Source organism: Dyella telluris (genome assembly GCF_014297575.1).
Lineage (GTDB): Bacteria > Pseudomonadota > Gammaproteobacteria > Xanthomonadales > Rhodanobacteraceae > Dyella > Dyella telluris.
In genome coordinates, this window is the sequence record NZ_CP060412.1 from 1192402 (window position 1) to 1208301 (window position 15900).

At 65.8% G+C, this 15900-nt stretch carries 14 protein-coding genes; 8 read left to right on the forward strand and 6 right to left on the reverse strand.

Features of this window, described 5'->3' with window-relative positions; translation table 11 throughout:
- The first annotated feature begins 3 nt into the window (after positions 1 to 3).
- The 5 genes from H8F01_RS05590 (at position 4) to H8F01_RS05610 (ending at position 6723) form a co-directional block, all read left to right on the forward strand.
- Entirely contained in the window at positions 4 to 543 is a 540-nt protein-coding gene (locus H8F01_RS05590) for a shikimate kinase (RefSeq protein ID WP_187058039.1), read from the forward strand.
- Positions 540 to 1631 (forward strand): 3-dehydroquinate synthase, encoded by a 1092-nt coding sequence (aroB, locus tag H8F01_RS05595; protein ID WP_187058040.1) that lies wholly within the window; start codon positions 540 to 542, stop codon positions 1629 to 1631. The genes H8F01_RS05590 and aroB overlap by 4 nt, the downstream gene beginning before the upstream one ends.
- Positions 1632 to 1842: 211 nt before the next feature.
- On the forward strand, positions 1843 to 2103 hold the full coding sequence (locus tag H8F01_RS05600) for a WGR domain-containing protein (RefSeq protein WP_187058041.1): 261 nt from the start codon (positions 1843 to 1845) through the stop codon (positions 2101 to 2103).
- Positions 2104 to 2216: 113 nt separating this feature from the next.
- Positions 2217 to 3284 carry a uroporphyrinogen decarboxylase gene (hemE, locus tag H8F01_RS05605; RefSeq protein ID WP_187058042.1) on the forward strand — a complete coding sequence of 356 codons (1068 nt, stop codon included), beginning with the start codon at positions 2217 to 2219 and terminating at the stop codon, positions 3282 to 3284.
- A gap of 631 nt (positions 3285 to 3915) precedes the next feature.
- Entirely contained in the window at positions 3916 to 6723 is a 2808-nt protein-coding gene (locus tag H8F01_RS05610; RefSeq protein WP_187058043.1) for a valine--tRNA ligase, read from the forward strand.
- Between the two features lie 145 nt (positions 6724 to 6868).
- On the opposite strand, the gene rimI is transcribed toward H8F01_RS05610, so the two are convergent.
- Genes rimI through pssA form a run of 3 tightly spaced genes read right to left on the reverse strand, consistent with a single transcriptional unit; the run spans position 6869 to position 8608 of the window.
- Entirely contained in the window at positions 6869 to 7345 is a 477-nt protein-coding gene (gene rimI / locus H8F01_RS05615) for a ribosomal protein S18-alanine N-acetyltransferase (protein ID WP_187058044.1), read from the reverse strand.
- A gap of 7 nt (positions 7346 to 7352) precedes the next feature.
- Entirely contained in the window at positions 7353 to 7838 is a 486-nt protein-coding gene (locus H8F01_RS05620; protein ID WP_187058045.1) for a hypothetical protein, read from the reverse strand.
- Positions 7838 to 8608 (reverse strand): CDP-diacylglycerol--serine O-phosphatidyltransferase, encoded by a 771-nt coding sequence (pssA, locus tag H8F01_RS05625; protein ID WP_187058046.1) that lies wholly within the window; start codon positions 8606 to 8608, stop codon positions 7838 to 7840. Before pssA ends, H8F01_RS05620 begins: the two co-directional genes overlap by 1 nt.
- A 198-nt stretch (positions 8609 to 8806) precedes the next feature.
- Here pssA and H8F01_RS05630 point away from each other — a divergent pair, with 198 nt between their 5' ends.
- From H8F01_RS05630 to H8F01_RS05640, 3 genes are all read left to right on the forward strand, one after another.
- Complete coding sequence (locus H8F01_RS05630) at positions 8807 to 9244, forward strand: DUF4124 domain-containing protein (RefSeq protein ID WP_187058047.1); 438 nt, start codon at positions 8807 to 8809, stop codon at positions 9242 to 9244.
- A gap of 92 nt (positions 9245 to 9336) precedes the next feature.
- Positions 9337 to 11034 carry a proline--tRNA ligase gene (locus H8F01_RS05635; protein ID WP_187058048.1) on the forward strand — a complete coding sequence of 566 codons (1698 nt, stop codon included), beginning with the start codon at positions 9337 to 9339 and terminating at the stop codon, positions 11032 to 11034.
- A gap of 379 nt (positions 11035 to 11413) precedes the next feature.
- The gene (locus H8F01_RS05640; RefSeq protein ID WP_187058049.1) at positions 11414 to 11740 is read left to right on the forward strand and encodes an H-NS histone family protein; all 327 of its coding nucleotides are present in this window, start codon (positions 11414 to 11416) and stop codon (positions 11738 to 11740) included.
- 69 nt (positions 11741 to 11809) lie between these two features.
- Here the strand turns inward: H8F01_RS05640 and H8F01_RS05645 are convergent, their stop codons facing one another.
- From H8F01_RS05645 to H8F01_RS05655, 3 genes are all read right to left on the reverse strand, one after another.
- Positions 11810 to 13084 (reverse strand): threonine/serine exporter family protein, encoded by a 1275-nt coding sequence (locus H8F01_RS05645; protein ID WP_187058050.1) that lies wholly within the window; start codon positions 13082 to 13084, stop codon positions 11810 to 11812.
- A gap of 1404 nt (positions 13085 to 14488) precedes the next feature.
- Complete coding sequence (locus H8F01_RS05650; RefSeq protein WP_187058051.1) at positions 14489 to 14935, reverse strand: NfeD family protein; 447 nt, start codon at positions 14933 to 14935, stop codon at positions 14489 to 14491.
- 9 nt (positions 14936 to 14944) lie between these two features.
- Positions 14945 to 15898 carry an SPFH domain-containing protein gene (locus H8F01_RS05655; RefSeq protein ID WP_187058052.1) on the reverse strand — a complete coding sequence of 318 codons (954 nt, stop codon included), beginning with the start codon at positions 15896 to 15898 and terminating at the stop codon, positions 14945 to 14947.
- Positions 15899 to 15900 lie beyond the last annotated feature (2 nt).

Here is a 15900-nt window from a genome sequence, read left to right on the forward strand (position 1 = left end):
CCCATGAATCCATCGTGCAACCTGTTCATCGTCGGCCCCACCGGCGCCGGCAAGACGACCATCGGGCGTCGGCTGGCGGACCATTATGGGCTGAGCTTCGTCGATCTCGACCAGGAGATCGAGCGGGTCTGCGGTGTGCCGGTCAGCACCGTGTTCGAGATCGAGGGCGAGGCGGGCTTCCGCCAGCGCGAAAGCATGCTGCTGGCCGAGTGCAGCGCGCGCGGCGGCGTGGTGATGGCCACCGGCGCCGGTGCGGTGCTGGATGCGGCCAATCGCCGGCTGCTGGCCGAGCGCGGCTACGTGCTGTGGCTGCAGGCCACGCTGGAACAACAGCTGGAACGCCTGGCACAGGATCGCGCACGCCCCCTGCTGGCCGGCGTGGACCGCGCCGAACGACTGACCACCATGGCGCAGAAGCGCACGTCCCTCTACGAGGAAGTGGCGGACCTCGCCATCCCCGGCGAGCACGAAACCGTCCACGCGGCCAGTGCACGCAGCATCCTCCTGATCGACCAATACTGGCAGCGACAACACGCAGCATGACCACTACGCCCCGCACCATCGACGTCGTCCTTGGCGACCGCAGCTACCCCGTCTGGATCGGCCCCGGCCTGCTCAACGACCACGCCCGCTGGCGCGCCGCGTTGCGCGGCCGGCATGCGCTGGTGATCAGCAACACCACCGTGGCCCCGCTCTATCTGGAGCGCATCGCCGCAGGGTTCGAAGGCCTGAGCTGGTCATCGTTCCTGATCGACGACGGCGAGGCGCACAAGACCTTCGCCAACGTCGGACTGGCGCTGGATGCGCTGGCCAGGCTGGGCGCCACGCGTGATGCCTGCGTCATCGCACTGGGCGGCGGCGTGGTCGGCGACCTCGCCGGCTTCAGCGCGGCCTGCTGGATGCGCGGCATCGACTTCATCCAGATGCCCACCACCCTGCTGTCGATGGTCGACTCCTCCGTGGGCGGCAAGACCGGCGTGAACCTGCCCGCCGGCAAGAACCTGGTCGGGGCGTTTCATCAGCCGCGTGCCGTCATTGCCGACACCGATGCCCTGACCACCCTGCCCGACCGCGAATACCGCGCGGGCCTGGCCGAGGTGATCAAGGGCGCGGCCATTGGCGACCCGGCCTTCTTCGCCTGGCTGGAAGCCAACGCTGCCGCGCTGAATGCACGCGAGACCGGCCCGCTGATCGAGGCCATCGCGCGCAAGGTGCAGTACAAGGCCGGCGTGGTGGCGCGCGATGAAACCGAACAGGGCGAACGCGCCCTGCTCAACCTGGGCCACACCTTTGGCCACGCGCTGGAAACCGCCGGCAAATACAAAGTGCTGCTGCACGGTGAAGGCGTGGCCGTGGGCATGCTGCTGGCCGCGCAGTTGTCCGAGCGCCTTGGCATGAGCGAAGTGGCCGACACGGCGCGCCTGCATCGCCTGCTCGATGCCGTAGGCCTGCCCACCGCGATCCCCGCCGGGATGGACCCGGCGCAGCTGCTGGCACTGATGCGGCTGGACAAGAAGAACCTGGCCGGCACGTTGCGGCTGATCCTGTGGCGGGGCATTGGCCGCGCGGAGATCGTCGGTGGCGTGGATGAGGCGCAGGTGATGGCGGTACTGGAGGCGGCGGTTCGCTGACAAGCTCTGCTTCGCACCGGGTCGCGCACAAGTGCGCTCCTACAGGGAATGAGGGTTTTCTGTAGGAGCGCACTTGTGCGCGACCGCACCGCCTCACATCGCCTGGCCCCGGCACACCCCCGGCACGCGACGCATCGCCGCACTCGCCCCCCAGGCCCCAAGCCTTCTAGAATGCGGGTTCCACACGCCGCATTCCTTCGAACCCGACTCCATGCGCCTTTATCTGCAAGCCGTGACCGCGACCACCGAAGCGCCGCGCTACGTCCAGATCGTGCTGGAGCAGGATTTGCTGGGCGGCTGGACGCTGTATCGCGAATCGGGCGTACAGGGCGGCAAGGCCACGCTCAAGCGCGAACAGTTCCTGGAGCGCGACGACGCACTCGCCGCGTTCGAAAAGGCACGCGATGCGCAGATCAAGCGCGGCTTCCGCGTGATGTTCAGCCAGGGGCAGGACGGCCCCTACGGGGGTTGAGAAGTGAGTGAAGAGGAGTGAGCAGTGAGAGAAGGCATGCCTCGCCGCCACTTTCCCGCCCTTCTCTGACTACTCGCTCCTCGCCCCTCACTCCTCGCTCTATCAGGATTCCCATGACCGAAGCGCTCCAGAACGACCGTTTCCTGCGCGCCCTGCGTCGCGAAGCCACCGACACCACGCCCGTGTGGGTCATGCGCCAGGCCGGTCGCTACCTGCCGGAATACCGCGCCACCCGCGCCCGCGCCGGCAGCTTCATGGCGCTGGCCCAGAGCCCCGAGCTGGCCTGCGAGGTGACGCTGCAGCCGCTGGAGCGTTTCGAGCTGGATGCGGCCATCCTGTTTTCCGACATCCTCACCATCCCCGATGCCATGGGCCTGGGCCTGAGCTTTGCGCATGGCGAGGGCCCGCAGTTCGCCCACCCGGTACGCACGCGGGCCGACGTCGAAAAGCTCGGTGTGCCCGACATGGAAGGCGAGCTGCGCTACGTGATGGATGCGGTGCGCGTGATCCGCCGCGAACTGCACGGCCGCGTACCCCTGATCGGCTTCTCCGGCAGCCCGTGGACGCTGGCCTGCTACATGGTGGAAGGCCAGGGTTCGCGCGACTTTGCCCGCCTGAAGGCCATGTGCTGGAACGAGCCCACCCTCGCCCACCGCCTGCTCGATACGCTGGCCCATTCCGTGGCCGCTTACCTGATTGCCCAGGCCGCCGCCGGCGCCCAGGCGCTGATGGTGTTCGACACCTGGGGCGGCCTGCTCGGCCCCGCTGCCTTCCGTGAATTCTCGCTGCGCTATATGGCGCAGGTCGTCGAGGCGCTGAAGGCCCACCCGGCCAGCCGCGACCTGCCGTTGATCCTGTTCTCCAAGGGCGCCGGCCAGCACCTGGGCGCCCTGGCCGATACCGGCTGCGCCGGCCTGGGCGTGGACTGGACCATCGACCTGGCCGACGCCCGCCAGGCCGTCGCCGGCCGCGTTGCCCTGCAGGGCAACCTGGACCCGGCCGTGCTGCTGGCCAGCCCCGACGTGATCCGGCGCGAAGTGCGCCGTGTGATGGACAGCTACGGCAACCACCCGGGCCACGTGTTCAACCTGGGGCATGGGATTACGCCGGAGGTGAATCCGGAGCACGTGAAGGTGCTGGTGGATGAGGTTCATGCCTATGGGCGGCAACTGCGCGGTTGAGCCGAGCTTTTTCTCCCTCTCCCCTCCGGGGAGAGGGCTGGGGTGAGGGGTCAATCTAGCCTTACCGTTTCATTTGCGCCGTCATTCCTTCGAAGCCAGGAGGCGCTTTTCAACGGCCAAAGGGCTGGTCATCCCGTGACTTTGCGTTGGGTCTTCGCCTCAAGCGTTAGCGCGACCTGGCCGCCTACGCGGCGGGCGTTCCGACCTCCTGCCGGAGGCCGGGTCACTTTTCTTTGCTTGCCCAAAGAAAAGTAACCCAAAGAAAGGGCACCCCCATCGCGGCGCCGGCCGATAAAGCCGGCCGGTCCGTGAGGGTCGGCCGGGCTTTTCGACGGGGCTCCTGCCCCGACGAAAAGTGCCGGGCGTCCTGCCCGGCACCCCTGCGGGGCCTCCTCGTCCGCCCCTCACCACCGCTCAAGGGGGCCCGAAGGTCAAAAGCCCGGAGCCGAAGGCTCGTGCAGCTTCGCTGCACATCGCTCCTTGCTGCCCGTGGAAAGTTGCCAGCGTCCTTTTTTTCCGGGGCTGGCGCGGTTGCCTCCCAAAAATGGCACCCCGCCGCCCCCACCCGTACAATCGACCCTTTGACACCCATCCCCACGCGCCCGCCCCGGCGCGCAATCGCGAGCCCCTGATGGACAAGAGTTTCGAGCCCGGCCAGATCGAATCGAAGTGGTACACCGCCTGGGAAGCCAGCGGCGACTTCAAGCCGTCTGGCCATGGCGACCCGTACTGCATCCTGCTGCCGCCGCCGAACGTCACCGGCACCCTGCACATGGGCCACGCGTTCCAGCAGACCGTGATGGACATGCTGATCCGCTACCAGCGCATGCGCGGCATGAACACGCTGTGGCAGGTCGGTACGGACCACGCCGGTATCGCCACGCAGAAGATCGTGGAGAACCAGCTCGCGGTGGAGAACAAGACGCGCCACGACCTGGGCCGCGACGCCTTCATCGAGCGCGTGTGGCAGTGGAAGGAAGAATCCGGCTCCACCATCACCAACCAGATGCGCCGCCTGGGCGTCGCCGCCGACTGGTCGCGCGAGCGCTTCACCATGGATCCGGGCCTGTCCGAGGCCGTGCGCAAGGTGTTCGTGGAGTGGTATCGCGCGGGCCTGATCTACCGCGGCAACCGCCTGGTGAACTGGGATCCGGCACTGGGTACGGCGGTGTCCGATCTTGAAGTGAACAACGTGGAGCGCGACGGCCATATGTGGTCGATCCGCTACTTCACGGCCGATGGCACGGACAGCGTCGTGGTGGCCACCACGCGTCCGGAAACCATGCTGGGCGACGTGGCCGTGGCCGTGCATCCGGAAGACGAGCGCCACGCGCGCCTGATCGGCCAGATGCTGCGCCTGCCGCTGTCGGGCCGCGAGATTCCCGTCATCGCCGACGACTACGTCGACCGCGAATTCGGTACCGGCTTCGTCAAGATCACCCCGGCGCACGACTTCAACGACTACGCCATCGGCGCACGCCATGGCCTCACGCCGATCAACATCTTCACGCTCGACGCGAAGGTCAACGAGAACGCGCCGGAGAAGTATCGCGGCATGGACCGCTACGAAGCACGCAAGGCCGTGCTCGCGGACCTGGAGGCCGAAGGCCTGCTGGTGGAAACCAAGCCGCACAAACTGCAGGTGCCGGTGAGCCAGCGTTCCGATGCAGTGATCGAGCCGATGCTGACGGACCAGTGGTTCCTTGACCTGACCAGCGAAAAGGGTCGCAAGGAAATCACCGAGCCGGCGCTCGAGGCCGTGCGCGGCGGCGAGATCAAGTTCGTGCCGGAAAACTGGAGCACCACGTACACGCAGTGGCTGGACAACATCCAGGACTGGTGCATCAGCCGACAGCTGTGGTGGGGCCATCGCATCCCGGCGTTCTACGACGAGGCCGGCAACATCTTCGTGGGCGAGGACGAAGCGGACGCACGTGCGCACGCCACCACGCCGCCGGTGGGCGCGCTGCGCCAGGACGAGGACGTGCTCGACACGTGGTTCTCCTCCGCGCTGTGGCCGTTCTCCACGCTGGGCTGGCCGATGGACGGCCCGGTGAAGGACGAGCACGGCAACGTGGTCGCCAACTGGGAAACGGACAACGTGTTCCTGCCCAGCGCCGTGCTGGTCACCGGCTTCGACATCATCTTCTTCTGGGTCGCGCGCATGGTGATGGCGACCAAGTACTTCACCGGTCGCGTGCCGTTCAAGCACGTCTACATCAACGCCATCGTGCGTGATGCGGAAGGCCAGAAGATGTCCAAGTCCAAGGGCAATACGCTCGATCCGCTGGACCTTATCGACGGCATCGAGCTGGAGCCGCTGGTGGCGAAGTCCACCAGGTCGCTGCTGATTCCGCAGGTGCGCGAGAAAGTCGAGAAGCGCATCCGCAAGGATTACCCGGCCGGCATCCCCGCCATCGGCACCGACGCGCTGCGCTTCACCTTCGCCGCGCTGGCCAGCTACAGCCGCACCATCAACTTCGACATCAAGCGTGCCGAAGGCTACAAGGCGTTCTGCAACAAGCTGTGGAACGCCGCGCGCTTCGTGCTGATGAACCTGCCCGAAGGCGAACTCGCCGCGCCGGCCAATGGCCCGGTGACGGAAGCCGAACGCTGGATCCTCACGCGCCTCAAGCAGACGCTCAACGACGTGGAGCAGCACTTCGCCAGCTACCGTTTCGACCTGCTGGCACAGGAGCTCTACGAGTTCACCTGGAACGAGTTCTGCGACTGGTTCCTGGAGCTCTCCAAGCCCGCGCTCAACGGCGACGACGCCGCAGCCGCCGCCTCCACGCGCCACACGCTGGTGGTGGTGCTGGAAACCATCCTTCGCGCGCTGCACCCCATCGTGCCGTTCATCAGCGAAGAGATCTGGCACTCGGTGGCGCCGAAGCTCGGCCTGGACGCCAAGTTCCTGCTCGAGCGCCCGTGGCCGAAGGCCGACGAGATCGTCGCCGACGAAACCGCCACCGCCGAAATCGAATGGTTCAAGAACGTGCTCAGCGGCATCCGCCGCATCCGCGCGGAAATGAACATCGCGCCGGGCAAGACCATCCCGCTGCTGCTCGCCGACGGCGATGCCACCGATCGTGCGCGCGCAGCGAAATTCGCCGCGCAGATCAGCTTCCTGGCCCGCGTGGATGCACCGCAGTGGATCGAATCGGGTGCGGATGAACCGGCCGCCGCCGCCGCGGTGGTGGGTTCGATGCGCGTGCTGATCCCGCTCGCCGGCCTGATCGACCTGAGCGCCGAGAAGGCTCGCCTTTCCAAGGAAATCGCCCGCATCGAAGGCGAGATCAAGAAGTGCGAAGGCAAGCTGGGCAACGCCAATTTCGTCGCCAATGCACCGGCCGAAGTGGTGGCGCAGGAACGTCAGCGCATCACCGACTGGACCACGCAGGCCAACGCACTGCGCGAGCAGGCGCAGAAGCTGGGGTGAAAGCGAGGAAACAGTAGAGAGGAGTGAGAAGTGAGAGGGCGGCGCTCGTACGCGCACTCACCTCTCCTTTCTCCTGTCCTCCCGTGAAAAGCAGTGAGGAGTTGGAGGCTGGCGCTCTGCGCTCTCTCTCACTCCTCACCTCTCTTCACTCACTCCTGTCTTGAAGGTCCAGCGCCATCACGATGGCGTCTTCGCGACCGTCTTTCGCCGGGTAGTACTTCGGGCGGCGACCGATCTCCTCGAAGCCGATCGAGCGATACAGGCTCTGCGCCACGGGGTTGGACGGGCGCACTTCCAGGAACACCCGGGCCGCGCCGTTCCAGCGCGCGATATCCAGCAAGCGACGGAACAGGAACCGGCCCAGGCCCAGGCCGCGGTGATGCGGACCCACGCAGACGTTGAGCACATGTGCCTCGCCGGCGGCCACCGAAAGCACGCCATAGCCGGCGATGATTCCGTCCACCCACATGACCCAGCAGGGATGGCCGGCTTTCAGGCAGTCACTGAAGATGCCGGCCGTCCACGGGAAGTCATACGAGGCAGCTTCCAGCGCCGCCACAATGGGCACGTCGTCGCGACGCATGGCGCGGATTTCGGCGTGTGGACGGGCCACGGCGACCATGCAGGCGTTACTCCGCGGTAGAAACCAGGGCGCGGCGCAGGGCGCGCAGCGCATTCCATAGCCTACGCTTGCCGGCACCCGAGGTCAGCACGCTGGACGGTTCGTCTGCCAGCACGATATGGGCCTTGCTCAGCGTGGCGGCGGGCAATTCGCGCCCCAGCGCATGGGCCTGGGCTTCGCCGAAAACCAGATAGGCCCGGGCTTCCGGCACGGCTTGCAACTGGCCGTTGCTCACTTCGATGCGCGGTGCGCGGGCCACCGCCGGCCCGCAGGTCATCAGGGCCCGTCCGATCAGGTCGAGCTCCCGTGGCGAACACCCCGCCGGCAACACCACCACGCAGTCGCCCGCCGCGATGGCCGCCGAAACGTCGACCAGCGCCGTCTCGGGTTCCGAGGAAAACTGCGCCACGCTACGGCGCACCCAAGGGGTCACCCCGAGTGCGCGCAGCACGCGCTCGCGATGCGGCAGCGAACCCTGCGCGAGCCCGGCCATCAGGCGGCACCCCGGCGGCGACGGTGGGTGGCGCGACCCCACAGGGTCATCACCGGGCCGGACAGCAGGTACAGGCTGAACACGGCAAACAGCACGCGGGGCGGGTCGATGAAGAAGGGCACCAGCACCAGCACGCCGATCAGCACCCACAGGAACGGCACCCGGTCGCCCATCGACAGCGACTTGAAGCTGTAGTAGCGGAAACGGCTGACCATCAGCAGTCCCACCACCACGGCGATGACCGGCGTGATGAAGCACACGTCGGCGCCAAGCACGTTGAACTTGTCCATGCTCCACACGAAGGACATGCACACCGCGGCGGCGGCCGGACTGGCCAGCCCCTGGAAATAGCGCTTGTCGACCACGCCTACCTGGGTGTTGAACCGTGCCAGGCGCAGGGCGGCGCAGGCGGCGTAGATGAAGGCGGCAGCCCAGCCGATCTTGCCCCAGGTGGGCCCGAAATCCTTCAGAGCCGAAAGCGACCAGGTGTACATCACCAGCGCCGGCGCCAGGCCGAAGCTGATCAGGTCCGACAGCGAGTCGTACTGCACGCCGAATTCGCTCTGGGTATTGGTCAGGCGGGCCACGCGGCCGTCCATGCCGTCCAGCAGTGCCGCCACGAACACGGCAACGGCGGCCGAACTGTATTCCCCCCCGATGCTCGCCACGATCGCGTAAAAGCCGGCAAACATCGCGCCGGTCGTGATCAGGTTCGGCAGCAGGTAAATGCCCCGGTGACGCGGGGGGCTGAGGGGCTTACTGTCGGTCATGAACCAATCCGTGACGGAATGCGCGCAGTGTAAACCATCCTCCGCTTGAGTCCGGCCGGTGGGGATGCAAGGATGCTACCGGCCTCGCGGGGGGAGGTCGCCAGCCTGTCCGGCCAACGGACTCAGGTCCGGTAAACCCTCCGCACGAGCCCGCGTTGCTCAACTCATACGTCCCTGCCCTACGCTCCGGAGTCCATCATGCGTCGCCTGTTGATTGCCACCACGTTGCTGCTCGTCGCGCCTCTGGTTGCCGCCCAGGCGTACAAGTGGAAGGACGCCAACGGCACCGTGCACTATTCCGATGCACCGCCGCCGCAGGGCACCAATTTCAGCAAGGTGAAGACCAGTGGGTCGGTTGAGGCCCCCACCGCCCCTGCGCCGGAAAGCAGCGCCCAGGCCGGCGAATCCGACGCCAAGGCTGACAAGCCTGCGCAGGCCCAGTTGCCGGTGATGGACACCCCGGAGAACCGTGCGAAGCTCTGCGCCAATATCAAGAGCAACATGGAAGCGCTCAAGAGCGCCGCCCCGGTGGTGATGCAGGACGGCGGCCAGCAAAAGGTCATGACCGCCGACCAGCGCTCTCAGCAGCTGACCACCAACCAGACCCAGTACCAGCAGTACTGCTCGGGCGGCTGACCCCGGCAAACCCCGGGAAACTCGACGCAAGCTGCGGAGTCCGGTGCCGCAGGCCGCTATACTCGGCCTCTTTCTCCGCCGGATCCGCTCGCATGCGCCTCAGCCAATTCCACCTGGCCACCGTCAAGGAAGTCCCTGCCGACGCCGAAATCGCCAGCCATCGCCTGATGCTGCGTACCGGCATGATCCGCAAGCTCGCCTCCGGCCTGTACACCTGGTCGCCGTTGGGCCTGCGCGTGCTGCGCAAGGTGGAGGCCGCCGTGCGCGAGGAAATGAACGCCGCCGGCGCGATCGAAATGCTGATGCCCACCATCCAGCCCAAGGAGCTGTGGGAGGAAAGCGGCCGCTGGGCCAAGTTCGGCCCGCAGCTGCTGAAGATCAAGGATCGCAAGGAGCAGGAGTTCTGCTACGCGCCCACGGCCGAGGAAGTCATCACCGATTTCGCGCGCAACGAGCTGAAGAGCTACAAGCAGCTGCCGCTGAACTTCTACCAGATCCAGACCAAGTTCCGCGACGAGATCCGCCCGCGCTTCGGCGTGATGCGCGCGCGCGAGTTCCTGATGAAGGACGCCTACTCCTTCCATCTCAGCGCCGAATCGCTGCAGGAAACCTATGACGTCATGTACCAGGCGTACGCGCGCATCTTCACCCGCCTGGGCCTGAAGTTCCGCGCCGTGCAGGCCGATACCGGCGCCATCGGCGGCAACGCCAGCCACGAATTCCAGGTGCTGGCCGATTCGGGCGAGGATGCGCTGATCTTCTCGGACGGCTCCGATTACGCAGCCAATATCGAGAAGGCCGAGGCTCTGGCGCCCACCACCACGCGCCCGGCCCCCGCCGCCGCACTCCAGCGCGTGGACACGCCCACGCAGAAGACCATCGAGGACGTGGCCGCCTTCCTCAAGGTCACCCCGCAGCAGTGCGTGAAGACCATCCTGGTCCGCGGCAGCAAGGGCCTGGTGGCCCTGTGCGTGCGCGGCGACCACGAGGTCAACGAAGTGAAGGCCGGCAAGCTGGCCGAGATGCCGGGCGAGTCGGAGCTGGCCACCGAGGAGGAAATCCTCGCCGCCACCGGCACCCGCCCCGGCTTCATCGGCCCGGCCGGCCTGCCTGCCGGGATTCCCGTGATCGTCGACCGCGACGCGGCCGTGCTGGCGGACTTCGTCTGCGGCGGCAACCAGGACGGCACCCACTACACCGGCGCCAACTGGGATCGCGACGCCCACGTGACCCGCGTGGAGGACATCCGCAAGGTCGTTGCCGGCGATGCCTCGCCGGACGGCAAGGGCACCCTGCAGATCGCCCGCGGCATCGAAGTGGGCCATGTGTTCCAGCTCGGCAACAAGTACGCCGAGGCGCTCAAGGCCACCGTGCTCGACGAGAACGGCAAGGCGCAGGTGATGCTGATGGGCTGCTACGGCATCGGCGTCAGCCGCATCGTGGCCGCGGCCATCGAGCAGTGCCACGACGAGGCCGGCATCATCTGGCCGGAGCCGATGGCTCCCTGGCGCCTGGCGGTGTGCGTGATCAACCCGAAGAACGCGCCTGAGATCAGCCAGGCCGCCGATGCGCTGTACACGTCGCTGCAGGCCCGTGGCGTCGATGTGGTACTGGACGACCGTGGCCTGCGCCCCGGCGCCATGTTCGCGGACATGGAGCTGATCGGCATCCCGCATCGCGTGGTGGTCAGCGAACGCGGCCTGGCCGCCGGCACGCTCGAATACCGTGCCCGCAACGAAGCCGAAGCCCGTCCGGTCACGCAGGACGAGCTGTTCGCACTGTTGGGCTGAAACCCGCCCCGCACCATGGAAAACGGCCGCTGATGCGGCCGTTTTTCTTTATGTCCCGCGCTGCCATTTCCAATGGATTTTCCCGGCATGACGCCGCGGCATCCCATCCTGCTTATGGCAGGCGCAAGCAAACCCAAGGGCCATCGATTAATTGTCATGTGCCAGCGGTAATCACTGCCTGGCCTTTCCGGACAGGAGCGTCGGCATCCGCCGCTGTGCATTATCGGATTCAGGCGAAACAAATCGATTTTCAGAAGTATTTGCCAGATAAGCTTTGCAACAAAACCTTGAATAGGTAAAAATTGATAATTCATAAGTGGTACTGCCATACGGCGCAGCACCCATTCAAGCAGCCACACTCACCCCCCGGGAGTTACGCATGGCAGTGGATATCAAGAACCTCAACCATAATCAGCTCAACGACCTCATCACCAAAGCCCAGGCTCGCCAGGGCGAACTGCGCAAGGAAAAGGTCGCCAAGCTGCGTGAGAAAATCCACGCGCTGATCAAGGCCGAGGGTTATTCATTCGAAGATATTTTCGGCAACGCCCGCGGCGGCAAGACGCGTCGCAGCGGCGGCACCGTGGCCCCGAAGTATCGCAACCCGGCCGACCCCGAGCAGGTGTGGTCCGGTCGCGGCAAGCGCCCGCGCTGGTTCAACGATGCGCTGAAGGCCGGCAAGAAGGAAAAGGATCTGGCGATCTGATCGCCTGATCCAAAAAAAAAGAAAATGCCGGCCCATGGCCGGCATTTTTTTGCGTTTCCCGCGTGATTATCAGAGTGATCGCCGTGGTGCGATAAGCAGATCGCCAAACAGCAAACCCGCTACCAGCGCGATTAACAGGGTCACCAGCAACAGAAACGTATCCATGCCCAGCGTCGTATCGCGCTCCAGCAGATAGGACACACTGCGGAATCCCGTGCTTCCCGGCACCAGCAGGATGATCCCCGGTTCGCGGATGATCGCGCCCGGTCGATGCACGAAACGCGCGTACAGGTTGGCCAGGCTGCTGAGCAGCAAGCCCCCAAGGAACACGCCGAACGGCGCTGCCGGCAACTTGCCCGCCAGCGCACCGCCCCAGCGCGTGGCCAGATAGCCCACCACCACCGCCGCCATCACCACCAGCCAGTCCCGCCGCGCAGCGCGGAACGAAATGGCAAAGGCGAAGGCGCCGACGATCAACGCAGGGTAATCCGTCCACGACGGCAACGGCGGCAGCGCGTAATCGCGCCCCTCAATGCCAAAGGCCGTGCACAACGTGGTGGCGGCCACCGTGCCGAAGGTGAGCTTGATGAGCGTGGCGATAGCGCCACCCATGCGCGCCACGCCAGCCACCAGGTGCTGGCTGGATATCTCGCGCACCGCCGTGGTGAGCGCCATGCCGGGCATCAGCACGATCAGGCCAGCCAGGATCACCGACTTGATCGCCAGCGGCACCACGAACTGGCTCACCACGATGGCAATGGTGGTGGCCACCAGCGCGCTGATCGCCTCGCTGGCCACCGCCAGTCGCGGCCGCGTGGCGGAAAGCACGGTAATCGTGCCGATGATCAGGCCGATCAGCGCCGCCGTGATCAGGTCCGCCCAGGAGCTGTGCAGCAGCAGCGCCACCACGCTCGCCGCAGCAAGCCCGTAGCTGGCGATCACGCCCGCCTGCGCGCGGCGTGTATCCGGCCGCCCCAGCTCGCGCAACTGCCGAAAACCCTCGCGCAGATCGATGGCGCCGCCAATCACCTGGTCGGCAATGGCATCCGCATCACTCAGCCGCGCCAGGTTCACGTCGCCCGGCGCCAGGCGCATCACCTGCGTGACCTGCGCCACCTCGTCCTCGCCCTGCGCCAGATCGGTGAACGAAATGATGATGGCCGTGGGACTGGACCACACATCCGCCAGGAGCCCAAGCCGCTGCGCCGCCCCGCCGATGGCATCCTCCAATCGCGGCGCTGCCGTGCCGTACTGGTGCAGGCGCCGCGCGAGTTCCAGCAGGAAGGCGATGCGCGTGTTAAGTGGCGCCAGGGCCAGCGGCGTCAGGACGACGGGAGGATTCATCGCGTCGTGATCCGGGCGGAGCGGGCCGTGGATGGAGTCGCGTGGCGGTTGGCGATGGTCAGGAGCATGGGGGTAGTAGAACGGATTTGGACGGCTATGTCAGGGGGAGGTGACATGAGTGATTTGGTGTTTGTAGGGGAGCGCTTGAGGGGTGGCGTGGTTGTGGCGGTGTCAGATGCTCGATCTTCTGGGCATTTATCCGGCCGCATCAGGCTTTGATTCAACATCTCTTCCTTTGGTGGTCATTGCAGCGGAGGGTGGAGAGGTGTTTCGACAGCCGCAGGTTTGGATCACCCTCGGATCAGAGCCGTCATTCCCGCGAACCCCGAAAAGGGGGCAAGACGGGAGGCGCTTTTCAACCGCCGAAGGGCGGATCATCTTGTGCCTTTGCTCGTGGCCTTTGCTCGTGGCCTTCGGTCTCGTGCGATGCCGCCAGGTTGCCGCTTACGCCGCGGGGGCGTTTCGACCTCCTGCCGGAGGCCGAGTCACTTTTCTTTTGCTGGCCCAAAAGAAAAGTAACCCAAAGAAAATGGCCTTAAAGGCTGGCAGCATGCCGATGGGATAAGCCCGGGCGGCTGAGGAGCGTTGTTGCTTGGCACCCTTCGCCTCTACACAGCGGGTACTGCAATGCGCTTCGCAACGCGCCGAAGCGGAGAGGACTTAACGCGGAGCGTCGTGCCGCGAAGCGGCACATCCTTCCTTGCCACTAGGGTGTTCACGTTGAACATCCCCTGTCGCTCGTCCTCTCCCGTTCGGGAGAGGACTGGGGTGAGCACTGAGGTGAGAGCGGCTCAGGCCCGATATCAGTGCGAGACCCACTGTAGGAGCGCACCTTGTGCGCGACCGCAGCGTCCTGTCGATACCGCTCCGTCAGGTGGTCGCGCACAGGGTGCGCTCCTACAGACAAGCTAAGCCGGCGCTCAACAGACCGTCGCCCCTCGACGCGATGTGCAGCGCAGCTGCACGAGCCTTCGGCTCGGGCTCCGGCTCTGGCTTTTGATCGTCAGGCCCCCTTGAGCGACGGTGAGGGGCGGACGATCAGGCCCCGCAGGGGTGCCGGGCAGGACGCCCGGCACTTTTCGTCGGGGCAGGAGCCCCGTCGAAAAGCCCGGCCGACCCTCACGGACTGGCCGGCTTCACCGGCCAGCGCCGCGATGGGGGTGCCCTTTCTTTTGGTTACTTTTCTTTGGGCAAGCAAAGAAAAGTGACCCGGCCTCCGGCAGGAGGTCGGAACGCCCGCTGCGTAGGCGGCCAGGTCGCGTTAGCGCTAGAACCCGAAGGCCAAGAGCACAGTCACTGGATTCCTGCCTTCGCAGGAATGACGTTGAGGGGAATACAGCTTGAGGCGAGCACCCACCCCTCACCCCAACCCTCTCCCCGGAGGGGAGAGGGAGCAAAGCCCCCCTACTCCACCGCCCTCACCAACAACGTCGTCCCATTCACCCCCACCACCTCCACCATGCTCCCCACCGGCAGATCCGGCCCCGACACCAGCCAGAGCCCGTCACCCACCTGTGCCTTCCCCCGTCCATGGACAATGGCTTCGGCCAGTACATACCGCTGTCCGACCTTCTGCTCACCACGACGGTTGAGCAGCGCATCGCCCGGTTCGTCGCGCATCAGTCGCGGACGCAGTGCGTACCAGTACACCGCGCACGACAGGAAGGCGAGCACGGCGAATACCAGCGCCTGCGCCAGCATCGACATGCCGGGCAGCACCAGCACCACGACGCCGGTAAGGCCGGCGGCAATGCCGATCCACAGCATGAAGTAGCCGGGCATGACCACTTCGATGGCGATCAGCACCAGTGCAACGATCCACCACAGGTAATGCAGCGCGATCTGCTCCATGGCGGTGGCTCAGCTCATGGCCGGCGGCGTGCGGCGGCCGGTGTTGCTGGCCTGTTGCTGGCTGAGTGAGTCTTTGGTGAGCTCGGCGATGCCGGCCAGCGAGCCGAGAATGCCGGTGGCTTCCACCGGCAGCAGCAGGGTCTTCTGGTTCGGCGAATGCGCCATCTCTTTCAGCGCCTCGACGTACTTGTTGGCAACGAAGTAGTTCAGCGCGTTGACGTTGCCGTTGGCAATCGCCTCGGACACCATCTTGGTCGCCTCGGCTTCGGCCTCGGCCAGGCGGATGCGGGCCTCCGCTTCGCGGAAGGCGGCTTCCTTGCGGCCTTCGGCGGCCAGGATGGTGGACTGCTTTTCGCCGTCGGCCTTGAGCACGGCGGCCTGGCGGAAGCCTTCGGCCTCCAGGATGTTGGCGCGCTTCTCGCGCTCGGCCTTCATCTGGCGGGCCATGGAATCGACCAGGTCGCGCGGCGGCGCAATGTCCTTGATCTCGATGCGGTTGACCTTGACGCCCCACGGGTGCGTGGCTTCGTCCACCACCTTCAGCAGCTTGGCGTTGATGGCGTCGCGCTGGCTGAGTGATTCGTCCAGATCCATGGAGCCCAGCACCGTGCGGATGTTGGTCATCACCAGCGCCAGTGCGGCCTGTTCCAGGTTGGCCACTTCATAGGCGGCCTTGGCCGCGTCCAGCACCTGGTAGAACACCACGCCATCCACACGCACCACGGCGTTGTCCTTGGTGATCACGTCCTGCGACGGAACATCCAGCACCTGCTCCATCATGTTCATCTTGCGGCCGATGCTGTAGATGAAGGGCACCAGGAAATGCAGGCCGGGGGTGAGCGTGCGGGTGTAACGGCCAAAGCGCTCCACCGTCCACTCGTAACCCTGCGGCACGATGCGCACCAGCTTGGCGAGCACGATGAACGCCACCACCACCACGACCAGAGCAAACAGCTGTCCCATTG